This window comes from Arthrobacter sp. UYP4, assembly GCF_057291175.1.
In genome coordinates, this window is sequence record NZ_JBXAVU010000003.1 from 353,206 (window position 1) to 375,063 (window position 21,858).

General features: G+C 62.9%; 23 protein-coding genes and 1 pseudogene. 17 read left to right on the plus strand and 7 right to left on the minus strand.

The window, feature by feature from the left end:
• The first annotated feature begins 42 nt into the window (after nucleotides 1–42).
• The 3 genes from AC0Z9V_RS13855 to AC0Z9V_RS13865 are packed head-to-tail and all read left to right on the plus strand — an operon-like array spanning nucleotide 43 to nucleotide 2,075.
• A complete protein-coding gene (locus AC0Z9V_RS13855) occupies nucleotides 43–750 on the plus strand; it encodes an MSMEG_4193 family putative phosphomutase (RefSeq protein WP_485141851.1) in 708 nt (235 codons plus the stop codon).
• Nucleotides 751–759: 9 nt separating this feature from the next.
• On the plus strand, nucleotides 760–1,308 hold the full coding sequence (locus AC0Z9V_RS13860; protein ID WP_485141852.1) for a DUF3090 domain-containing protein: 549 nt from the start codon (nucleotides 760–762) through the stop codon (nucleotides 1,306–1,308).
• The gene (locus tag AC0Z9V_RS13865) at nucleotides 1,308–2,075 is read left to right on the plus strand and encodes an SCO1664 family protein (RefSeq protein WP_485141853.1); all 768 of its coding nucleotides are present in this window, start codon (nucleotides 1,308–1,310) and stop codon (nucleotides 2,073–2,075) included. The genes AC0Z9V_RS13860 and AC0Z9V_RS13865 overlap by 1 nt, the downstream gene beginning before the upstream one ends.
• Nucleotides 2,076–2,260: 185 nt before the next feature.
• On the opposite strand, the gene AC0Z9V_RS13870 is transcribed toward AC0Z9V_RS13865, so the two are convergent.
• Nucleotides 2,261–2,905 (minus strand): cupin domain-containing protein, encoded by a 645-nt coding sequence (locus AC0Z9V_RS13870; RefSeq protein ID WP_485141854.1) that lies wholly within the window; start codon nucleotides 2,903–2,905, stop codon nucleotides 2,261–2,263.
• 257 nt (nucleotides 2,906–3,162) lie between these two features.
• Between AC0Z9V_RS13870 and solA the strand changes: the two genes are divergently transcribed.
• From solA to AC0Z9V_RS13895, 5 genes are all read left to right on the plus strand, one after another.
• Nucleotides 3,163–4,365 carry an N-methyl-L-tryptophan oxidase gene (gene solA, locus AC0Z9V_RS13875; protein ID WP_485141855.1) on the plus strand — a complete coding sequence of 401 codons (1,203 nt, stop codon included), beginning with the start codon at nucleotides 3,163–3,165 and terminating at the stop codon, nucleotides 4,363–4,365.
• Nucleotides 4,362–5,192 (plus strand): substrate-binding periplasmic protein, encoded by an 831-nt coding sequence (locus AC0Z9V_RS13880; protein ID WP_485141856.1) that lies wholly within the window; start codon nucleotides 4,362–4,364, stop codon nucleotides 5,190–5,192. Before solA ends, AC0Z9V_RS13880 begins: the two co-directional genes overlap by 4 nt.
• Before the next feature lie 84 nt (nucleotides 5,193–5,276).
• Nucleotides 5,277–6,059, plus strand: a complete 783-nt coding sequence (locus AC0Z9V_RS13885; protein ID WP_485141857.1) for an amino acid ABC transporter permease — start codon at nucleotides 5,277–5,279, stop codon at nucleotides 6,057–6,059.
• 1 nt (nucleotide 6,060) lies between these two features.
• Nucleotides 6,061–6,813, plus strand: a complete 753-nt coding sequence (locus AC0Z9V_RS13890) for an amino acid ABC transporter ATP-binding protein (protein ID WP_485141858.1) — start codon at nucleotides 6,061–6,063, stop codon at nucleotides 6,811–6,813.
• Between the two features lie 20 nt (nucleotides 6,814–6,833).
• Nucleotides 6,834–7,535, plus strand: a complete 702-nt coding sequence (locus AC0Z9V_RS13895) for an SDR family oxidoreductase (protein ID WP_485141859.1) — start codon at nucleotides 6,834–6,836, stop codon at nucleotides 7,533–7,535.
• Nucleotides 7,536–7,699: 164 nt separating this feature from the next.
• Here the strand turns inward: AC0Z9V_RS13895 and AC0Z9V_RS13900 are convergent, their stop codons facing one another.
• Nucleotides 7,700–8,566: a PDDEXK nuclease domain-containing protein gene (locus AC0Z9V_RS13900; RefSeq protein WP_485141860.1), complete on the minus strand. Its 867-nt coding sequence runs from the start codon at nucleotides 8,564–8,566 to the stop codon at nucleotides 7,700–7,702.
• On the opposite strand from AC0Z9V_RS13900, the gene AC0Z9V_RS13905 reads away from it, so the two are divergent.
• Entirely contained in the window at nucleotides 8,565–8,798 is a 234-nt protein-coding gene (locus tag AC0Z9V_RS13905; RefSeq protein ID WP_485141861.1) for a RidA family protein, read from the plus strand. The two genes, AC0Z9V_RS13900 and AC0Z9V_RS13905, sit on opposite strands and share 2 nt — an antisense overlap.
• 327 nt (nucleotides 8,799–9,125) lie before the next feature.
• On the opposite strand, the gene AC0Z9V_RS13910 is transcribed toward AC0Z9V_RS13905, so the two are convergent.
• A complete protein-coding gene (locus AC0Z9V_RS13910) occupies nucleotides 9,126–9,584 on the minus strand; it encodes a DUF4383 domain-containing protein (RefSeq protein ID WP_485141862.1) in 459 nt (152 codons plus the stop codon).
• A gap of 416 nt (nucleotides 9,585–10,000) precedes the next feature.
• Between AC0Z9V_RS13910 and AC0Z9V_RS13915 the strand changes: the two genes are divergently transcribed.
• From AC0Z9V_RS13915 to AC0Z9V_RS13925, 3 genes are all read left to right on the plus strand, one after another.
• Nucleotides 10,001–10,726, plus strand: a complete 726-nt coding sequence (locus AC0Z9V_RS13915; protein WP_485141863.1) for a hypothetical protein — start codon at nucleotides 10,001–10,003, stop codon at nucleotides 10,724–10,726.
• A gap of 549 nt (nucleotides 10,727–11,275) precedes the next feature.
• A complete protein-coding gene (locus AC0Z9V_RS13920; RefSeq protein ID WP_485141864.1) occupies nucleotides 11,276–12,052 on the plus strand; it encodes a hypothetical protein in 777 nt (258 codons plus the stop codon).
• Between the two features lie 59 nt (nucleotides 12,053–12,111).
• A complete protein-coding gene (locus tag AC0Z9V_RS13925) occupies nucleotides 12,112–12,825 on the plus strand; it encodes a class F sortase (protein ID WP_485141865.1) in 714 nt (237 codons plus the stop codon).
• Between the two features lie 130 nt (nucleotides 12,826–12,955).
• On the opposite strand, the gene AC0Z9V_RS13930 is transcribed toward AC0Z9V_RS13925, so the two are convergent.
• Nucleotides 12,956–13,357, minus strand: a complete 402-nt coding sequence (locus AC0Z9V_RS13930) for a hypothetical protein (protein ID WP_485141866.1) — start codon at nucleotides 13,355–13,357, stop codon at nucleotides 12,956–12,958.
• Nucleotides 13,358–13,705: 348 nt separating this feature from the next.
• Between AC0Z9V_RS13930 and AC0Z9V_RS13935 the strand changes: the two genes are divergently transcribed.
• From AC0Z9V_RS13935 to AC0Z9V_RS13950, 4 genes are all read left to right on the plus strand, one after another.
• Nucleotides 13,706–14,146 (plus strand): PRC-barrel domain-containing protein, encoded by a 441-nt coding sequence (locus tag AC0Z9V_RS13935; RefSeq protein WP_485141867.1) that lies wholly within the window; start codon nucleotides 13,706–13,708, stop codon nucleotides 14,144–14,146.
• A gap of 65 nt (nucleotides 14,147–14,211) precedes the next feature.
• The gene (locus AC0Z9V_RS13940; RefSeq protein ID WP_485141883.1) at nucleotides 14,212–14,652 is read left to right on the plus strand and encodes a MarR family winged helix-turn-helix transcriptional regulator; all 441 of its coding nucleotides are present in this window, start codon (nucleotides 14,212–14,214) and stop codon (nucleotides 14,650–14,652) included.
• A 625-nt stretch (nucleotides 14,653–15,277) separates the two neighbouring features.
• Nucleotides 15,278–15,706 carry a hypothetical protein gene (locus tag AC0Z9V_RS13945; protein WP_485141868.1) on the plus strand — a complete coding sequence of 143 codons (429 nt, stop codon included), beginning with the start codon at nucleotides 15,278–15,280 and terminating at the stop codon, nucleotides 15,704–15,706.
• A gap of 343 nt (nucleotides 15,707–16,049) precedes the next feature.
• Nucleotides 16,050–17,603, plus strand: a complete 1,554-nt coding sequence (locus AC0Z9V_RS13950) for a PepSY-associated TM helix domain-containing protein (protein ID WP_485141869.1) — start codon at nucleotides 16,050–16,052, stop codon at nucleotides 17,601–17,603.
• Between the two features lie 416 nt (nucleotides 17,604–18,019).
• Here the strand turns inward: AC0Z9V_RS13950 and AC0Z9V_RS13955 are convergent, their stop codons facing one another.
• Nucleotides 18,020–18,817 carry an alpha/beta fold hydrolase gene (locus tag AC0Z9V_RS13955; RefSeq protein WP_485141870.1) on the minus strand — a complete coding sequence of 266 codons (798 nt, stop codon included), beginning with the start codon at nucleotides 18,815–18,817 and terminating at the stop codon, nucleotides 18,020–18,022.
• A 329-nt stretch (nucleotides 18,818–19,146) separates the two neighbouring features.
• Nucleotides 19,147–20,037, minus strand: a complete 891-nt coding sequence (locus AC0Z9V_RS13960) for a BLUF domain-containing protein (RefSeq protein ID WP_485141871.1) — start codon at nucleotides 20,035–20,037, stop codon at nucleotides 19,147–19,149.
• 335 nt (nucleotides 20,038–20,372) lie between these two features.
• Between AC0Z9V_RS13960 and AC0Z9V_RS13965 the strand changes: the two genes are divergently transcribed.
• On the plus strand, nucleotides 20,373–21,566 hold the full coding sequence (locus AC0Z9V_RS13965; protein WP_485141884.1) for a beta-ketoacyl-[acyl-carrier-protein] synthase family protein: 1,194 nt from the start codon (nucleotides 20,373–20,375) through the stop codon (nucleotides 21,564–21,566).
• Between the two features lie 100 nt (nucleotides 21,567–21,666).
• On the opposite strand, the pseudogene AC0Z9V_RS13970 reads toward AC0Z9V_RS13965, so the two are convergent.
• A pseudogene (locus AC0Z9V_RS13970) lies at nucleotides 21,667–21,858 on the minus strand (IS30 family transposase); the annotation flags it as partial.

Sequence of the window (21,858 nt, forward strand, 5' to 3'; positions counted from 1 at the left end):
TCCCGCCTCCGGATCTGTCCGCCGGATGGTTAGGCTGGGTGGATGGCCACGGTTCTCCTCGTGCGGCACGGCCGCACCACAGCAAACGCGTCCGGACTGCTGGCCGGGCGGGCCGACGGCGTCAGCCTCGACGAGATCGGCCGCGACCAGGCGGCCGCGACGGGTACGCGGCTCGCGGCCGTGCCCGTCGTCGGGGTGGTGTCCAGTCCCCTCGAGCGGTGCCGGCAGACCGCCCAGTTCATCCTCGACCGGCAGACGGGCACCCCGCACGCACCGGTCGACGCCGGGATCACCGAGTGCGACTACGGCCAGTGGCAGGGCCGCATGCTCGCCGACCTCGCGACCGAGGCGCTGTGGCCGGTGGTGCAGTCGCAGCCGTCCGCCGTCACGTTCCCCGGCGGCGAGTCCATGGCCGCGATGCAGGCCCGGTCGGTGGCGGCGATCCGCCGCCATGACGCTGCCTTCGAGGCGGAGTTCGGGCCGGGTGCCGTGTGGGTGGCGGTGAGCCACGGCGACATCATCAAGTCGGTCCTCGCCGACGCGCTCGGCACGCACCTCGACCTGTTCCAGCGCATCCACGTGGGCCCGGCCTCCGTCTCGATCGTGCAGTACGGCACCAGCCGACCGACCGTCCTCGCCACCAACACCGACGCCGGGGACCTGTCGTGGCTGTCGGCCACCGCCCCCTCCGGTGATGCGCCGGTGGGCGGTGGCGCAGGGCACACGCCTCCCCCGACCGCAGGAGCCTAAGGTAGTCCTATGCCTACAACCGTTCACGAGTTCGAGTGGCCAGACCGGGTGGTCATCGGCACCATCGGCGTTCCGGGACAGCGCACGTTCTACCTGCAGGTGCGCACGGGGAAGCAGATCGTGAGTATCGCGATGGAGAAGCAGCAGTCGGCCCAGCTCGCCGAGAAGATCGACGAGGTCCTCGACCAGCTCATCGTCCTCGACGGCAACCCTTTCAGCATTCCCACGAGCACTCCCATCGAGCTCGTCGACAACGACCAGCTCGAGACCGTCGAGGAGCAGTTCCGCACCGGTGTCATGAGCCTGGGGTGGGACCCGACGACGGCGCAGATCGTCATCGAGGCGTACCCGCTCTCCGATGCCGACGACGACGAGGCGCTGCTCGAGGACGACGACGTCGACGCGGCCGAGATGCTGCGGGTGCGGATGCCGGTCGGCACCGCCCGCGCCTTCGCCAAGCGGGCCCGCGAGGTGGTGGGCGCAGGGCGTCCGATCTGCGAACTCTGCGGCTACCCGATCGACGCCGAAGGGCACATCTGCACCCTCCCCGAGGCCTGATGCCGGCGCCCGACCTGGTGACCGCCGAGCTGACGCTCACAGGCCGGATCACGACGGCGTCGAACGCCACGTTCCTGGGCAGCATCGGCGACACGGCGGTCGTGTACAAGCCGATCAAGGGCGAGAAACCGCTGTGGGACTTCCCCGACGGTTGCCTGGCCCATCGTGAAGTCGCCGCCTATCTCGTGTCGGAGGCGTTCGGCTGGAACATCGTGCCGCGCACGTGGCTGCGCGACGGCCCGTTCGGCGAGGGCATGGTGCAGCTCTGGCAGGAGACGGATCCCGACCAGGACGCGGTGGACCTCGTCGCGGCCGATGACGTGCCGGAGACGGGCTGGAAGCAGGTCCTCGAGGGTCAGGACGAGAAGGGCCGCATCGTTGCCCTCGTCCACGAGGACACCCCGGCACTGCGGCGGATGGCGGTATTCGACGTTCTCGCCAACAACGCCGACCGCAAGGGCGACCACATCCTCGCGATGGGCGACGGGCACCGGTACGGCGTGGACCACGGGCTCACCCTCCATCAAGACCACAAGCTGCGCACGGTGCTGTGGGGGTGGGTGGGAGACACATTGACCGCCGAGGAGCTCGAGGGCATCGATCGTGTCCGCGACGGGCTCCAGGGGTCGCTCGGTCGTGAGCTCGCGGACCTGCTCACCGCTGAGGAGATCGCGTCGCTCGCTGCTCGTTGCGCCGCCCTGAGGGCGACCGGGCGATTCCCGCCTCCGCGCGGGGAGATGCCGGCGGTGCCCTGGCCGCTGTTCTAACCGCGCTCACGAACTTGCTTCCCTACCAAAGCCGATTTACGCGACCCTCCAGTTAGCTTCCCGATAATTGACCTTGTGTCAACCAATGCTGACGAGGCGCCCGTTCATCGGTCCCGTACCGCCATAGCATGCCGAGCTTTGCGCCACAGGTCGTGGCGCAATTAGTGCGCCTCCTCCGACTGGGGTCATTCGGCCGCGTCGGCCGCGTCGGCCGCGTCGGCCGCGTTGGCCGGGACGTGTCGGGGTAGCTCCGGCCGTCTGGTTCTTGTCTTACCCATGACCGCCAGGAACTTGGTCGTGCGGTTCGTCGGGTTACTGAAGCTGTGCGGGAGAAGCCCGTCGAAGTACTGGGTGTCGCCGGCTTTGAGGCGCTGACTTCGCGAGCCGTAGTTCAACTGCATCTGGCCCTGGAGGACGTAGATGCATTCGTCGCCTTCATGAGAGGACACCTCACTTCGGGTGGCAGCGGGATCCAGAGTGACTTCCATGACCGTGAACTGCCCATCGAGTGGCTGCGGGATCAGACGATAGGTCACTCCCTCGGTCGGAGACGTCAGAATCCGCTCGCTTTCATGATGATGAACCCGCTCGTCTGCCTGCATAGCTTCCTCGCCACGCTCATCCGCTAGGAAGTCCGACAGATTCAGCGAGAAAAAGTCGAGCACCCGGCTCAGCCGACCGATGGTCAGATCCGACTTGCCGTTCTCGACCAGCGAGATGAATCCAACGGACAGACCTGCTCCAGCCGCCAGGTCAGCGATCGTCACTCCTTGCGACAAGCGATACTTCCGCAGCCTTGCACCGATATCGGCGGGATTGAAGACCGGCATGAGACGCACCTTTACGAAGTCGAGGAACAGCACCTACTCGCGAGTAGACCGTTTCAGCCCATCCTAACCACCACCCTTACGACTCCACCGCTTAGCACATCCGAAACACAGTAGAAACAGTTGCGTGTCACGTTTTGATAACGCTTCTCTCAAAGGGTTGACCCTGTCGTGCTTTCTTCCGAAAGATGATCCGCATGCAAGTTTCATTTTATTGAAAACTGCAGGCCGATCACATGCGCAGGGAGACCAGGATCAACATGACACAGATAGAAGCATTCGATACCGATGTGATCGTCATCGGCTTGGGGGCATGGGGGTCGTCCACCCTCTGGCGCCTTGCGGAGCGAGGGGTCCGGTGTGTGGGCTTCGAGCGGTACAGCAATTCCCATGCTTTGGGATCCTCCCACGGCTACACCAGGCTGTTCCGGGTCGCCTGCCAGGAGCACCCGGGCCTTGTCGATATGGCACGAAAGTCCCGTGACCTGTGGAAGGAGCTCGAGAGCGCTTCCGGGGAACCTCTGCTGTTCGAGACGGGCGCCCTGAGTGTCGGAGAGCCGACCAGCGACATGGTCGCCGGAACCCTCCGGGCCGGTGCCGAATCAGGCGTGGCGGTTGAGCAGTTGACCCGCGAGGAAGTCCAAAGCCGGTTCCCGGGCTATGTGACGATGAGCCCGACCGAGATCGGCGCGTGGGATCCGGAGGCCGGCATCGTCGATCCCGATGCCGGTGTCAGGGCTGCTAACGACGCCGCCGTTGCAGCTGGCGCCCAGGCGTTCTTCGATGCGAGGGTCACCGACATCGAACTGCTCGACAACGGCGTAGCGGTCACCGTGGCCGGCCGCACCTGGACGGCGCGGCAGGTCGTCGTGACGGCAGGTGCGTGGCTCGGCAAACTGGTGCCCGGTCTGCCTGTAGAAGCATGGCGTACCCCCATGCAGTGGTTCGAGTCCAAGAAGGGCCCGAACGACCCAGAGTTCATGCTCGAGAACTTCCCGGCCTTCATGCGGCGCGTCAAGCCAGGCGTGAGCATCTGGGGTCACGGTAGCGCCCTCGGCGAACCGGTCAAGATCGGCCTGGGACTCGACAACGGGGCGTTCGACGCGACCGACCCCGACGAATGCGACCGAGGCATCAACCCCGCCCGCGACTGGGGAGTTCTCTCCGACGCCATCTCCACCCTGTTTCCGGGGCTCAACCCCACGCCGGTCCAGTCACGGCCCTGCATGGTGACCATGTCCCCCGACGGTCAATTCCTCATCGGACGACCCGATAACGACCCACGCCTGCTCATCGGCGGCGGCTGCAGCGGCCACGGCTTCAAACACGCGACCGGCATCGGCGAACTGCTCGCCCAACTCGCCACCGGCGAAGCCCCCTATCTCGATGCGGCCTTCGTCGACCCCAACCGCTTCGAGAGCATGTCCAGCAGCATCGAAAACCTCACCAAGGAGTACGCATGAACACCACGACCCGACTCGCGCGTTTGACCACAGTCGCCGCCGCAATCACGCTCCTCACCACCGGATGCGGAGGCTCCGGTGCCGCAAGCTCAGCCGAGACGTTCGCCCACGACGGTGCGACCATCACCCCCGGCGTCATCAGGGTCGCCACAACAGGAGACTCCAAGCCGAACTCATTCGTCGAGGGCGGCGAACAGCAGGGCTTCGACGTCGACGTGGTCAACGCCATCGCCGAGGCCAACGGCTACACCACCGAGTACGTGACCATGGACTTCAGCAACATCCTCTCCACGGTCGAGAACCAGCAGGCCGACCTCGGCGTGAACTCGATCTCGATCACCCCCGCCCGACTCGAGACCGTCGACTTCAGCGACCCGTACTACATCGGCTTCGCCTCCATCACGACAACGGAACGCACCGGCATCACCGACCCGGAGGGCCTCAGCGACAAGCGCGTCGGATTCCTCAAAGGATCCATCTACGAGGGCTACACCACCGACCAGTACCCCGACGCCGAAGCCGTCGCCTTCCCCGACCTCAACAGCGTCATGCAGGCCCTGTCCGTCGGCACCATCGACGGATACTTCGGCGACCTCCCACCAGTGCAGGACTTCATGGAAAAGAACCCCGAAGAAGGCATCACCGTGCTCTCCAAGCAACCCGTGACGGACTGGCCCGTCGGCGCGGTGATCACCAAGGGCAACGAAGAGATGACCACCATGATGAACGAAGGCCTGCAGGAACTCGTCGACTCCGGCGAATGGGAAGCCCTCTACAAGCAGTGGTTCCCCGACCAGCCCATCCCCGAAATGTTCGAACAGAGCTGATTCCACACCTGACCCCACTTCAGCTGCCGGCTCCACCGACCGTCTGCGGAGCCGGCAGCTCCAAGCCCCAACGAGAAGGTAGCAATGGACATCATCGACCGCCTCTGGCGAACATTCTTCGACTGGGAAGCAATGATCGGCATCCTGCCAACCATGCTTCAATACGCGCTCTGGAACACCCTCACCCTCGCGTTCTTCGCCTCCATCCTCGGCATCGTCATCGGCCTGGCCGTAGCACTCATGTGCCTGTCACGGCGCTCCTGGCTCCGCGCGATCGCCAAGGCCTACGTCAACGTGTTCCGAGGACTGCCCGCCGTCCTGACCATCCTCGTCATCGGGCAGGGCTTCGCACCCCTCGGCCTGCTCCTCTGGGGCAACAACCCCTACCCCCTCGGCATCCTCGCCCTCGGCCTCATCGCCGGCGCATACATCGCCGAAATCTTCCGCTCCGGCATCCAGAGCATTGACACCGGCCAATTCGAAGCAGCCCGAGCGCTGGGCATGAGCCACTCACGAGCCATGACCAAGGTCGTCATCCCCCAAGGCATCCGCCGGGTCCTGCCCGCCCTGGTCAACCAGTTCATCGCGACCATCAAGGACTCCTCGCTGGTCTACTTCCTCGGCCTCCTCGCTACCCAGCGCGAACTGTTCCGCGTCGGGCAGGACGAAGCCATCACCACAGGGAACATGGCGCCACTGGTCGTCACCGGCCTGTTCTACCTGGTCATCACCATCCCCCTCACCATGCTCGTCGACTCCATCGACCGCCGCCTGAAAAAAGGCAAAGCCGTCCAGGCCGCCCCCGAAATCGACGACACCCCCGCTCCCCTCGACCCCGTAACCCTCGACGCCCGGAACGGAAGCTGACATGAGCACCATCTCCCACCTCGAAGTCCACACAGCAGGAGTGGACCTCAGCAACATCAAGGTCAAGTTCGGCAACCACAAAGTCCTCCACGGCGTCGACCTCACCATCCCCAAAGGAAAGACAACCTGCGTCATCGGACCCTCCGGCTCCGGCAAATCGACCCTGCTCCGCACCATCAACAGGCTCGAGCGGCCCTACGAAGGCAGCATCCAGCTAGGAGCAGTCGACACCGCTACCCTGAAAGATGACGACCTACGCCGCCGCATCGGTATGGTGTTCCAGCACTTCAACCTTTTCCCGCACAAGACGGTCCTCGGCAACATCGTCATGCCGTTGCGCGATGTGAAAGGGCTCAGCAAAACCGAAGCCGAGACAAAAGCGAGAGAATCACTCGCTCTCGTCGGGCTCGAGGAGAAAGCCGAGTTCAGGCCGGACTCGCTCTCGGGAGGTCAGAAGCAACGCGTGGCCATCGCCCGTGCCCTGGCCATGGAACCGGAAGTCATGCTGTTCGACGAGGCAACATCGGCTCTCGACCCAGAACTGGTCAAAGGTGTTCTCACCGTCATGGCAGGACTCGCCCATGCCGGCATGACGATGGTCGTCGTCACCCACGAGATGGGCTTCGCACGCGAAGTGGCCGACCAGGTCGTCTTCATGGACCAGGGCCGTGTCATTGAACACGGCACTCCCGAGGACCTCTTCGACCGCCCCCAATCACCACGCCTTCGCACCTTCCTCAACCAGATCCTCTAGACAAAGAAGTGGGACCCACCATGCCTCGCCTCAAACCGCACGCCGTCATCACAGGCGCGACACGCGGCATCGGCCGTGCCATCGCTGAGAACCTCGGAACAACACATCGACTTACTCTCCTGGGCCGGGACGAACACCTGCTACAGGACATCGCCGACAAGTATGAGGACGCCCGCTTCATCGCCGCCGATCTTCGTCATGACACCGACCGCGTGGCGCGGGAACTCGCGGACGGTCCCGTCGACGTCCTGGCTCATTCCGCCGGAGTCAGCACACGAGGCGGAGTGGACACGCTGCACAAGGAACAGTGGCAGGACCTCTTCGAGCTCAACCTTTTCGCAGTCACGGAATTGACCCGACTCCTCATCCCATCGCTACGCGAAACCCGCGGCACCGTCATCTTCATCAACTCAGGCGCCGGCCTGTTCACTTCAGCAGGCAATGGCCTCTACGCTGCTTCCAAGCACGCCCTGCGTGCCTACGCAGATGCAGTCCGTATCGAAGAACGGGACAAAGGCATACGGGTGACCTCGATTCACCCAGGTTTCGTCGCTACCGATCTGGTGAAGGAAATCGCTGACCACGAAGGCGTCCCCTACCAACCGGAGAGATACCTGGAGCCCTCAACCATCGCAGCGTCAGTGCGGTACGTGGTCGACGCGTCAGAGGAAGCGATGGTCGAGTCGATCTCGATTCGACCCAGAATCCCAGTAGTCATGTGAAGGTCTCAGTGGATCCCTGGAATGGCGATGTCGAACACTCCCCTGTGATCAGGTGACTGATAGTGGAGGTCGTGTTCACTAGTAACGGCACCGCTCGAGTCTCACGCCACAGCCACCGCTCCGCTACCTAGTCGCGCGTAATCGTGCAGACAGTGTCTGCACGATTACGGGCGATCGGAGTCGAGTTCAAGCGCAGTAACGATGGCTTCGGGTGACGGCAGCGCTTCTTGCTCGGCTTCGGGAAGGGCCTCATATGTGTAGGAGGTGACCGCGAGAGGTTGGGCTGCTGCATCCAGGGCGTATCTGACGGTGTGTTCGTTCTTCGCACCGCATACGAGGATTCCAACGGTGGGCCGCTGTCGAGGCAGCCTGATCTTGTCGTTGACCACTGAGACGTAGAAGTTCAGCTGTCCGAGGTGCTCTGGCTTGAACTCCCCGGCCTTGAGCTCCACGACAACGTAGCGCTCGGTGGGGATGTGATAGAGCAGGAGGTCGATGTAAAAGTCATCCCCTCCGACCTCGAGATGAACCTGGCGGCCGACGAATGCGAAGCCAGCACCGAATTCCATGAGGGTCTGTGTCATGCGTGATGACATGGCTTCCTCGATGGCAGCCTCATCCGCCTCGGGACTGAGGCCGAGGAAGTCCAGGACGAGGGGATCTTTGGCTACTTCGCGAGCTAACCCGGTTCCTTCTTCGGGCAACCGAGCTTCCAGGTTGTTTGGAGCTGACCCTTCCCGCTCATGGAGTTTGGAAGCGATCTGGTGTTCAAGGACGGCCAGCGACCACCCGTGGCGGACACTGCGGGCTGCATACCACTCGCGCAGGCCCTGATCATTAAGCTGCTCCAGCAACGTGACGTTATGGCTCCAACTGATTTGTGCAGACAGTGTCTGCACAAATGCCTCGCTCCCCTGCCACGCGTCAGCCAACGCACGCATGTAGTAGAGATTCCTGCGAGAGAACCCTTTCATGTGCGGGAACTGACCGCGTAGATCCTCGGCCAAGCGACCGAGCACCTTAATCCCCATGGCGGAAGCCGGCGGCACGTGGGACGACGTCCTGACATCCCGTGTCTACCTTTCCTCGGACGACAACTTCGACGCCTTCGACGCCGCCTACGCCGACATCGTGCCCAAGCCCTACCCAGCCAGAATCACCGTCGGTGCGGAACTCGCGCCCGGAGCCCTCATCGAAATTGAAGTCCTCGCCGTCCTCGAAGACGTCAGGTTGACCGCTGCAGAACCTGTCTCAGAAAAGTAGAGCTTTGCAGAACGCCCCAACGGGTCGCCCCCGCTGCGATTAACCGTCCGTGAAGAGGTATGAGAGTACATGTAGCGGATACGTTCGTTTCTGGTGCTCCGAGTCCGATGGAGCCCGGGTGTTGAACAGCCTCAGATGCCTCCCGTTTAGGGCGCTATGACCAGGCGTTCTCTCACTAGCCGACGAACGCTCCTTCCGCGACCTCGTGACCATCACCGAACACGATCTCGCCGACTGATTCCACCACGTGGTACATGAAGAAGGCCCCGAGACGTTGGTCCCAGGGCCTCCTGTGCTGAATACGACTGCGTCGTGGCTTTGCTGTGGTCAGGCTCGGGCTGCGGTGTTGCGGGTGTTGCGGGTGAGCAGCAGGGCCAGGGCGATCATGCCGACGCCCAGGAGGAAGTGCAGCCAGTTGTCCGCGCCGTTAAGGGGTACGAAGTTGCCGGCGGAGTTCTGGTCGATGACCAGGCCGTAGATCCACAGCACAAGGTAGATGATGCCGCCGTACAGCAGGTAGGAGCGGGCGCCGCTGATGGTGCGGGCCATCGCGATCCCGGCCACGCCGAAGAGCAGGTGGACGATGTTGTGCAGGATCGAGACCTGGAACAGGCCGAGGAGCTTCGCCTCCGACTGGTGGCCGGCGAACATCATCGTGCTGTAGTCCGAGGTGATGCCGGGGATGAAGCCGAGGATTCCGACGAGCAGGAAGACCGCGCCAACGGCGAGGGCTGCTTTCTGGACATTGGTGCGTGCGCCCGCGTGGGGCGTGGTGGACGTGGTCATGAATGTTCTCCCAGTGTGACGTGCAAGTGATGGTGTAACCGGCCAGACTTCGCTCACAGCCACAAGTGCTGGCCTGCGTCGGCCGGAGGTCCTGAGACCTGTCCCGGCCGCTACGGCAATTCATGAAGTGCAGCAGCGGCAGCGACTTCGCCAGCCTACGTGCAATATCGCACCGATACCGGACCTTTGACCTGGCCTGATATGAGTGGGTCGTACTTCCTACAGGTCTCACCCTTTCGCGACCAGGAGGGCCATTGGTCAGGACGCCGTCGTCGGGCCCGTCCGGTGACTGATGGTCAACGAAGGAACTTTGTGCGGTCCTGCGGGGTAATGGGTCGTATAAGACGGGGAGGATCAGCGAAGAGAGGGTCAGGCAGATGCAGCACCAACGAGAGCGCCAGCCGAAGGATCAACGGATGGACGGATGGAGGGATCGGCTCGGAAGCCGTGTAGTCGCGGTGCTGGTCGGCGTCAGCCTGTCCTGTGCTGGGTGCAGCATCGCGGATGAGGATCCTTTGGGTGTGAACAGCGACCGCGGCGCTGACTCCTCCTCTTTGAGCGTGCAGAGCGCCGGTCCGGAGGTATCTGCGGCGAAGGACCTGGGAGCCAGTGGGCAGTTGCCGGATTCGGTGGCTGTGGGATCGGATTGGGGGGAGGATCCGTTGGGTCTCGCCCAGGACGGGGCGATCCTGTGCGGGGTTCAACCCACGGATAGCTTTCAGCGGTACACGCTCCTGCTGCATAACCCGACGCTGGAAACGTTCACGTTCACGGGTGTTGAACTCGGATCTCCCAAGGACATGAGTATCCTTTCCGCGGAAGTAACTCCCGCGAACAAGGAAGGCCACAACCACCACGGCGCGGCCTCCAAGGAGTCCGGCGCCCATGCTGGGCACGATGCCGGATCGACTCCCCTGCCAGCCCCGACGGCAACCGCTACAACCCCGGCGGAACCCCGTCCGATTCAGGGGTTCGCCTTCGTGCCCGACTCCCACATCGACATCGTTGTCGAAGTAGCCCTCGATGAGGCCGCAGAAACCGGGACGGCAGAGAACATCACCGTAGACTTCACCTCACCCAACCGGGACTACTCCGTGGCCCACCCCCTGAACATCACCGTGGAACGAACGACCTGCTCATAAGAACACCGCAGGAACCGGGCACCCAAAAACGGACGGGCATGAGCATGGTGATCCATTACCCAGGGGCACCGAAATCAAGGATTCCGTGCGGCACGTCTGGGCGGAGCGGATCGCTGGAAACGCATCCGAACGGGAAGCACGAAGGGCACGAGCGGCAAAAACCGCTCGTGCCCTTCGCCTTGCACCCAGGTGTCACTATCACCCGGCCATTCCTCACTCGCACATGAAGATGACCCATCCTAGCCACCCTTACCTGAAAACTTCCCGGGCACCCGCTATAAGAAGCTATCAAGCAGGGCGACTACCTTCTGAGCAACTCTGCCCCTCGCCCTGAAGTATCACGGTTTCACTTCTTTCACTCCATACACTTCCGGTACCACGCATCCGCTGCTTAGAGTAGGTAAGCCGCCTAGTAATAAGCAGGCTGGTTGTTGTGCGGATGGCTTGCTGGGGGAATGTCCCATCCGCGCGCAGAAGTGCTCCGAACCACAGTTAACGCGCGCCCGTACTGGGCGCGTCTCATCCGCACAGTGAAGGATCCTGATTCTGATGAACAAGACCATGCGACTTCTGGCTGTACCCACCCTCGCTCTCGGCGCCCTGGCGCTCTCGGGCGGTTCCGCGATGGCCGCGGACGCCTCGTACTCATCCACCCTGGGGCAGCTCAATGGCACCACGGGCACCGGCACCATCACCGTGGATGTCACCGGTGACACGGCGATGGTGAACCTGCAGGTCAACGGCCTCGCCCAGACCTTCATGGACGGCCCCTACCCGCACGTCCAGCACATCCACGGTGGAGCGCAGGGCGCCTGCCCGACTCCCGCGAACGACGCCAACGGCGACGGCATCGTGAACACCTCCGAAGCAGCCAGCCTCTACGGGGACATCCAGACCACCCTGACCACCAGCGGCGCGACGACCCCGGCCGAGGGCCTCAACCTTGAGCTCGGCGGCCAGGGCGGCAGCTACACCATTCAGCGCGAGATCCCCCTCGACGCCGCCACCAAGGCCTCCCTCGAGTCCGGGACGGCCGTCGTCGTCGTCCACGGTCTGGACCCCGCCACCGCCGGCGTCTCCGAGGATGTCTTCAACTCCCCCAGTGACCTGAAGCCCGAGCTTCCGCTCGGCGCAACCTCACCGGCACTGTGCGGCACGCTCGTCGCATCCCAGATGGGCGCCATGCCCAACGGTGGAGCTGACACCGGTGTCGCCCAGGAGACCGGCACGAACACCGGCATGATTGCCCTCGGCGGCGGACTCGTCCTCGCAGCAGCAGCCGGCGGAACCTACGCCGTCCGCCGCCGCGCAGCAGCCAACGTGTAACCAATAACAGCACCCCAGCACCCCAGCACGACGAGCTGATCGGACCACGGAACACACCCATGATCAACTCACCCAGCGACCGCCGCAGATATCACCTGATGTCTGCGGCGGTCGCTTTGTTACTCCTCACCGGCTGCTCAACCACAACGGGGACGGACACCGGTACCAGTTCCGGCGCCTCCTCTGCACCCACCCAAACACAGCAATCAACAGGCACGCCGTCAGGAACACCGACTCCTTCAGTCTCACCGACGGCGACACAGCTCGCAGATGCGAACGCTCCCGGGACCGCGGCCGCAGCAGAGCAGCCGGCTGTCCTACCCGCCTCAGCACCCGTGTCCTTTACCATTCCCTCCACCGGCGCGCGATCGGACCTCCTCAGCACCGGTTTGCGGGACAACGGGACGCTGGAAGTGCCACCGGACGGGCCCGGCGCACCCGCGAGCTGGTACAACCAGTCGCCAACACCCGGTGAACGCGGACCCGCTGTTCTCCTCGGACACGTCAACGCCACCGACGGCGGCCCTGGCATCTTCGCCGACCTCCGCCAACTCACCACCGGCGACACGATCGAGGTGCTACGCGAGGACGGAAGCACCGCGACCTTTACCTTCAACCGCGGCGAGCAGTACCCCAAAAACGAATTCCCGACCCAGAAGGTCTACGGGAACACCGAAGGCGCTGAACTGCGCTTGATCACCTGCGACGGCTACGACCCCGAAACCGGCGAGTTCGACGACAACTACGTCGTCTACGCCACCCTCGTCAGCTGACCACCCTTCGCTTCGCGCGACTGAACAGTGAATTTGCCTCTGTCTGATGGGCGGAGCTGCCCGTCGGGGTGCGGACATGGGTGTGGCCCCTACCCTGGAGGAGGTAGGGGCCACTGGTGGTGAGGTCGCGCTAGAGCAGTCCGCCCAGCAGTCCCTCGTCGTCCTGTCCACCGTCAGTGGTGCTGTCGGCCGAGGTATCGGCATCCACGTTGCTGTCCACGTCAGGGGTGACGTCGACAGCGGCGTTGTTGCCGCTGAAGATGCCGTTCAGGTTGTCCGTCACATCGGCATCGATTCCGTTGAGAACGTTATTGTTGCTCGCAACATCGTCGATGTCGACGGCATCGTTGAGGATGTTCTCCAGCGACACATTGCCGCTGTCAACGATGCGGTTGTCGGTTACCTGAGCGACCTCGTCCACACGGGTATCGGTTGTCGTCCCGGTGTCGGCGCTGGCGATGCCAGCACCTCCTGCGAACATCGCGCCAGTAGCCGCGGTGATTGCCAGGGACTTCGTCCAGATGTTCCTCATGTTTCTGCCTCCATCATTTCTGTTGGGGTTGAAGGACGTTAATCCTTCGGAAGACCCCTCACAAACGGATGGGTCCTAATTTTCCGACCCACCGTCGAAGCGGGACCCGGATCCAAACCCATGGAGCGAACCAGCCGGTGCGCACTGGTACTCCCACCCAGGTTGAAGAGCTGGAATGAGGCAGTAGTAGCTTTGGCCGGCCCCGGGGGTGCGAACCTCGCTCCCCCTTGACCTGCAGCCATCTCCTGCGATGGACTACTAAGCATGCTTATCTCGTCGTCGGGAAGCAGACATCAAGAACGCTGGGACAGACCGGGCACAATTCGACCCTCGAGGAAGGATGGCAGCATGACGACAGACACCGCAGTTGATGACAGTTCAAACCATGGCAGGGGATTGGTACGGCTCAGCGAGTCGACCAGCACGGTGGCTAACAGTGCCGAGGACGTCAGGAATCGCGCTGTCCGTGATATGCACGGAGAAGATCTCGGCACGATCAGGGACCTCGTCATCGACGAGGCCGACCAGAAAGTCCGCTTCCTGCAGATCAAGCAAGGTGGCTTCCTTGGTATCGGACAGCAGACCATTCTGCTTCCCGTGGACACGATCGTCCGGATCGACGATCACGAGATCCACATCAACCAGGACCGGACCCGGATCGCGGGAAGCCCAGCCTATGACCCTGAACTCACTGACGACTGGTACTACGAAAACCTCTACGGCTACTACGGGCTCGGACCTTTCTGGGGCGCGGGCTACACCTACCCGCCATATCCCCACTACCCCTGACCGTGAAACTGACCGTGAAACTGACCGTGAAGACTTCATCGATACGCCGCACCCCGGACGACGCAATGCTAACTACTTCGGCCGGTGAGGGGTGGAGCACGAGCAGGCTCCTCGTGACGGCCGCACGCCTATGGGAGAACGAGCTGTCCTCGCGTCTGAAGAAGTTCCATCTGACACCAGCAGGTCTAGTCGCCCTGCAGGCAGTGCAACACTCCGGCTCAGCAAGCCAAGCGCAACTCGCAAAAGCAATCCGCGTTAGCGCACAAACCCTCGGCAGAACGATCCGCTCCCTTGAACGCCGCGGCTACCTCCTTCGGGCTACCACACGTTCCGATCAACGCGACATCAGGGTGTCACTCACCGCAAAAGGCCGACAGCTACTAACCGAGATTCACGGAGCCGAGCGGGTGAAGGCTGTGGAAGAGAACCCGAGCATCAGGGCCCTGCGGGAAGACCTTGCCCGCTTCGTCTGCTCACAACCGAATCATCGTCAGCCAAGCACCTAAGAGACCAGAATGCTCGGCCATCGAAAATAGTGCCTTGACGCGTGGCGCGCTCCGTAAGTGAACAGGTGTTCTGGTTCGAGGACAAGCAAGGCCTTAATCAACAAACTTGTCGGTAGCTCAACGCTTCACACGGTGCCCGGAGTAGTCGAGCACCACGCCACCGCTGCGACTCACAGTCGGCAGAGAGATAGCAGAGAACAAGTAGCGGATGCGTTCATTTTTGTGCCAGTGCGCTAACCTCCTCTCGTCGCTCATCCTGGTGCCATCCGTTCCTTCGGTGAGCACGAACTGCCTGAACGGCGGGCGTCACCTCCAACTGCTCGTGGAGGTCGCTTGTCGACCGGTGACGACTGACGGCAGCATCGGTGGTTCCTGGTTCTACGCCGCGTAGTGGCGGTTACGATGAGCGGGAGGGAGGGTTATGTCTACGAGGAGCGGCGTGACGCCTGCGGCTCGACTCGCACGCGGGATCTCGTGCGCTGCCTTGGCGACATTCCTGGCTGGAGCATCGCACGCTGTCGCGGGCGGTGTGGTCCCTACTCCCGCGATTCTTCTGGCTCTCCCACTCGGCTCTCTGGTGTGCGTGATGCTCGCTGGAAGGCAGCTATCCCTGCTCCGGGTTTTCATGGGTGTCAGCGTCAGCCAGGTCATCTTCCATTTTCTCTTCGCGTTCTTTGCCCTGATGCCCGCGAACTCTTCATCGCGGCCCGTCCACCAGCACGAGGGCGCGCTCACCGCTTCGATCCCCCCGGTGACACCGGCGTCCGGCGGTCTGATCGGTGCACTGGATGCGAGCATGATCAGTTCTCACCTTATCGCTGGTGTGGTGACTGTGGCCTTGGTGCGCCGCGGGGAGCAGCTGTGGTGGTCACTGATCGGCATCATCAATGCGGTCGTGACGCATATTGTGCGCCTGGTCCGGCTGTGCCCCGTCGCCGATGAGCGGTATCGAGCCGCGGATGAGCACGCCCCGTTGGGACTGTACGAGTTGCTGCAGGGCGATACGCGCCTGAAGCTGCGCGGCCCTCCTGCGCTCCACTTCTCTTTCGCCTAGAACACAGACTCCGGTACGAGCCGCCTTAAGTCCTGCCTTGAAGCACGGGCACTTCCTGCTGCGTCGGTGCACTACTGGGCATTACGGGCTCAATCACATACAAATGCGCGCCGCGCCCATGCCCTCGGTGTTGGTCATCCCGGTCGAGTAGGTGCCCTCACAGTGACGCCACGGGTCCACATACTTCGCGTTGAAGACGAGACCTCCAGAGCCACAGGTCACTCATTCTGTGCACACGGCCGCTCCGAGATGGCCCAGTCGGTGTCAGCACTCGAACTCCCGGACACCTTTCACCTTTTCATCCACCCTGCTGCTGCAGGGATTTCAGGAAAGAACACCTCCCATGACAGCTACATCCGTTCACGCTCCGCCCCCGCCGTCAGCACCATCATCGACGCCCTCTACCGCTCGGCCGTGGCTGACAGCGCTTGCTCTGCGCGTCCATTTCTACGCCGCGATCTTCGTCGGCCCGTTCCTGCTCATCGCAGCGCTCAGCGGTGCGGCCTACGCCCTGACACCCCAGGTCGAGAAGTTCGTGTACGCGGACGAGCTGACCGCATCCCAGGGTCCCGCTGTCCTTCTCGAGCAGCAGATCGAGGCAGCCCAGAACCACCTGGGAACAAGTGAACTGCCGGCTGCTGTGCGGCCGGGATCAGACGGGGAAACCACACGGGTGATGTTCATCGACCCCACCCTGGGCGAATCCGAAACCAGGGCGATCTTTGTCGACCCCGCTACCGCGCGAGTCACCGGTGACCTCACCGCCTACGGGACCAGCGGATCCCTGGGCGTGCACACGTGGGTGGGCCAGCTGCACCGCAACCTCCACCTCGGCGAGGTCGGGCGCCTCTACAGCGAGCTCGCCGCCTCCTGGTTGGGCGTCATCGCCCTGGCCGGCTTGGTTCTGTGGGTTCAGCGCATCAGGAAGACCCGCAAGGCCCGCGGATCGCTTTACCCCGACCGCCAGGCGACGGGGCGACGGAAGCTTCTGTCCCTTCATTCTGCTGCCGGTATCTGGCTGGCGCTGGGCTTCTTCTTCCTTTCCGCAACAGGCCTGACGTGGTCCGCCTACTCGGGTGCGAACGTCACCGAACTACGGTCCGCCATCGGCTGGTCCACACCCTCCATCAGCACCGACCTCGGTACCGCCATTGGCGCCAGCCCCACTGCAGGGGAGCATGTCGAACACGGCGGGAACGGGCAGGAGGTCGTCGCCGGCCCCACCGCCGAGGGCGAAACCGGCATATCCCCGGCGGAGGGGCACGAGGGCCATGGGGGTGCCGAGATCCCCGTCGCCGGCTCCGGGGTCTCTGCCGCGGGCTTTGACAGCGCACTCGGTGCGGCGCGGGACACAGGCCTCACCGCCGGGCTCATCGAGGTGAAACCACCAGCATCCGACGGCGTAGCCTGGACGGTCACGGAGATCGACCGGTCCTGGCCGACCCAGGTCGACGCTGTCGCCGTTGACCCTTCCTCGTTCGACGTGATCGATAAGGCGTCCTTCGACGACTACCCGTTCGCGGCGAAACTCGCCCGGTGGGGCATTGACGCGCACATGGGCGTCCTCTTCGGGCTGGTCAACCAGATCGTCCTGGCTGTCATCGCGATCGGTCTCGCCGCGATGATCATCTGGGGGTACCTGATGTGGATCCGACGCCGCCCCACCCGCACACGCACACGCACCGGAACCGGAACCGCGGCTTACGTCGGTCGGCCGCCGCGGCGGGGAGTCCTCGACGTCGTACCGCTGTGGATCATCCCCATCGGCACCGTAGCCGTCTTCCTCGTTGGCACTTTCGCCCCACTACTGGGCATCAGTCTGCTGGCTTTCCTCCTGATTGATGCCCTGATCGGGCGTCGACACCGCAAGCACCGCGAAACTGCTTCCGGTGAATGAATGAACCAGGAGCAGCCCGCGACTTCCTGATGATGGGCGATGGCCGCGGGGAGCGACGACCGCGGCCATCGCGCCTTTAGTTCATCGGACGGGCATCGACAGCCGAGGCACATCCCACACCACCGACCCCGCGGCCAAAAAACTCTACGCCGTTGATATCGCCACCGGTAACATCACGTCCTCGGACGAGCCCGGGCACTCCCAACGAGATCGCGGCCGTAGAAGGCTGACTCCGATAAAATATGACTGCAGCGGGCTGGCACTGTTGGGGGGTGCCAGCCCCTTGCTCGTGTCCTGCCGCTTCTCCTCGCACAGGCGCGATACAGCCTCATTGAGCAGCCTAGATCTGCCCAATGATGCTCTGACCGACTGATTCGATGGTCCGATCGGCGTACCCGTACGAAATTTTCAGGGGATCAAGTAGCAGCGCTTGCGTAGGTATGGCGCTTGAGGAAGCTGGTGACGAGTTCGGTTGCCCGGGGGTCTTCAAGGTAGTAGCCGTGGCGGGCTCCATCAAGAATTTCCAGTTCTGCTTTGGGAATTGTTGCGGCCAGGCGTTCCGCATTGGCAGGCGGGGTCATTTGATCATCGGAACCGTGGAGAACGAGTGTCGGCGCCGTGATGTGTACGAGCTGGTCCCAGGCGTCGTGAGCGCGGCTGGCTGCGAGGTGAAGTCGGCGTGCGTGGCGGGACGCTGTCTGATGGAAGAACGCGCCAGCGTCAGCGCGGCGTTCGCCGCTCGCAAAGAACAGGGCTGCGATTCTGTCCGGATCACCGCTGGCCAGGTCCTCGCTGGCCTGCGCGGACCTGCGTGTCCCACGCGCGTCTCCTGCCGTGGTGGCGCCGAGTACAAGAGCACCGACGCGGGATGCGTGATTGATCGCAACCCATTGGGCGACCCGTCCGCCCATGGAATGCCCGTACACGTGGGCCCGGTCAACGCCGGCGGTATCGAGTACGGCTACAGCGTCGCGGGCAAAGGACACAGTCGAGTAGCCCTCGTCGGGGCCAGCGTCACTACGTCCTGTTCCTCGATGGTCAAAGGTGATGACGTGAAATTGGTTGCTCAGTGCGGGTACCAAGGCGTCCCAGGAGCTCGAATCGACCGCCTGACCGCTGATTAGGAGCAGAGCTTCCCCGCTACCGGTCGAGCTAAACGCCAGTAGCGTCCCATCGGAAGCTGTTGCGTATCCCAATGAAGGTTCTGAAGTCATGGTTTGATTCTGCCCGGACTGACGATGCCACACTAAGCCTCGGTGACCACGCTCAAAGAGGACGGTTGGGGAGGGCCTGCTACCGCGCGGGAGGTCTGAGAGACCTAAAGCTTTGCAAGACGCTCCAACTGGTCGAGAACCACTGCCATTGCGGCGCAGGGCATGTAGTGAAGTAAGACAAAACATGTGGCGGATACGTTCGGCGTCATGGATCCAGTGCATGCGCCCAGCACCAGTAGCGCTCTCTTCCCGGCGGTCATAAGCCAGACGTCAATGGGCCTTGGTTACTCTTCACCGCAAGAGACCGTTTTGGAGCCCTTCAGGTTGTGTCATCGAAGAGGTATCGCCCGTTCCTGGAACCAGTGGACGAGGTCCCGTAAGACGCGGACCGTTTCGTCGGGGTTCATATCGTCTTCCTGCTCCTCGAAGGGACGCTCGTACCCTGGCACTTCCTCCGGCATCGTGGAGCTGATGGGCTCGTATCCCATGGTCCAGTCCGGGAACTGCCGTTGCTGCCTCGTTTCCTCGATGAGGATCCGCAAGTCCTTGTGGCGGAGGTCAGCGGTGATGGTCGTAATCCGGTCGCGGACCGAGGCTTCCGGGCCTTCGAGCACCTGAAGAAACCGGCCCTGCCGATACAGCAGCAACCCCGTCAGCTGCAGCCGATTGTTCGTACGACGGCTCTGAGTGAGGAGGGCAGAAAGGTCCTCACTGGTGAACGATCGCGTAGCAGTGCTGGCATACACGATCGACAGACAAGGTTCCTGCGCCGTGGTAGCGACCGTGGAATAGTCCGGCTCATCGAGCCGACTCTTATCCTCTACACCTCCTGAGCCTTTTCTCACCACACTCCGATTATCGTCGTCGATCGCCCGGACACCGCCGGTATCCCCAAGAGTTTCTCGACCCACGTTAACAGGAATGTCTGGGAGGGACTGGATGCGAGCGTCGTCGAACATGTTCCCCGGAGTGGAACTGAAGGGGGCACGTGGTGCGCGGCAGATGTCGTCCTGCATCTCGTTGACGGATTGGGAGATCATGTCCCGATCGATCCTAGGAAGGCGCGTCACTCCGTTGAGATACGCGTTGACCTCGTACTCATCGATGCTTCCACCCATATTCAGGTAGTAAATCCAGAGCTCCTCGATGGAAACCCCGATGCGTTGCATAGCCTCGAAGGTCTGTGCGTATTGGCTCTGCTCGTCATCCATCTCGTCCATGTCGCTACCTGCCTCCCCGCACGTTCCCTCCTAGAAAGACCTCTCACGCTTACCTACGGTGCGCCCGGCCGCTCACCGGCAAAAAGGGCTGCGTACGCCAACAAACCTACGCATTAGAAAGCTGCGGGGGACCGGGAAAACGTGCTTGATTGCCCCTCCCGATTGTGTGGGCGCCCTGTTCCGGATAGCCAGTTCCAGACCGGACCGAAGTGGGACCACGCTCAGGACCAAGGGCGCACAAGGTGCGGACGGCGCAGTGTTGCTGGGAGAGTGGAGTCTCATCGGGATGGTCGAGGAATGGATTCGCTGTGGTTCTTGGTGGTGTCGGAGTCGTGGTGACCGGGATGGGTGCCATGACTCCTGTTGGGGGTTCGGTTGCTCAGACATGGGACAGTCTCCTGGCCGGCCGGTCAGGTATAGCTCATGTGGATGAATCGTGGGCGCAAGACCTGCCAGTGCGCGTAGCCGGGCGTGTGAAGATCGATCCCGCTGCTGTGCTGTCGACACGGGAATACCGGAGGATGGACCGTTGCGGTCACTTGGCTGTGCTAGCCGCCAGGGAAGCTTGGGGGCAGGCAGGGCGGCCATCGGTTGATCCTGACCGGCTCGCGGTTGTCATCGGCTCCGGCTACGGGGGCCTGGGTACCGTCGTCTCTCAGGTCCGCGCCCTGGACGCGGGTGGTCCACGCCGGGTGTCCCCGCACACCTTGACGCAAATGATGGTCAACGGTCCCTCCGCCTGGATATCGATCGACCTCGGGGCACAGGGAGGTGCCCGTACCCCGGTCAGCGCTTGCGCTTCAGGAGCCGAAGCAATCGCGCAGGGTGCCGAGATGATCACGTCCGGCGCGGTCGACGTCGTCGTTGCCGGCGGGGTCGACGCATGCGTGAACGAGCTGGCGATCAGTGGTTTCGCTCAACTCCGTGCCCTGTCCACAAGCAATGAGGATCCGGCGGGAGCGTCCCGACCGTTCGACCGGAACCGCAACGGTTTCGTCATTGCCGAAGGCGCCGGGATCATCGTCCTCGAGCGGGAGGACATTGCCCGGGAACGTGGTGCCGAGATCCTTGGCCGGATCGCCGGTACCGCCGTGACCTCCGACGCCGGAGACATCGTCGCAGCTGATCAGGCAGTGCAGTACCGTGCCATGCACAAAGCCCTTACAGCGGCCGGTATCTCACCTGCAGACGTCGACTTCGTCCATGCGCACGCCACCTCCACACCGCTTGGCGACCTCCTCGAAGCCGGCGCCATCACCTCCCTCCTCGGCAATACCGTGCCCGTCACATCGAGTAAATCCATGACCGGCCACCTTCTCGGTGGAGCCGGCTCACTCGGCGCCATCGTGACCCTTCAAGCTATCCGCACCGGACAGCTACCGGGCACGCTCAACCTCGAGGACCCAGACCCGGCCATAGACCTGAACATCAGCTCGGCCACCACCACATTTACTGGGGCACAAGCTGCAATGACCAACGCCTTCGGGTTCGGTGGGCACAGCACCACCCTCGTCATTACCGCAGCCTGAATCCATCACTGACACGACCATTGGGCGTCTTCGAAACTCGACGCCATCGACCAGCATCCCTCAAACTCGCGTCTCAGAAATCTAAGGCGACCTCAACCGGTCAATGCACCACCTGAGATTCTGAGGGTATCGCGGACTGGTTGGAGGTGAAGTGGGTTTGGTAGAGGTCGTTGGAACTGGCCCATTTCAGAACCTGTCGGGGACGGTCGTTGATGAGGTTCGCGATGTCATCGAGGTCTTTGGCTGTGAACCGTCGAAGGTCGGAGCCTTTCGTGAGGTACTGGCGAAGCAT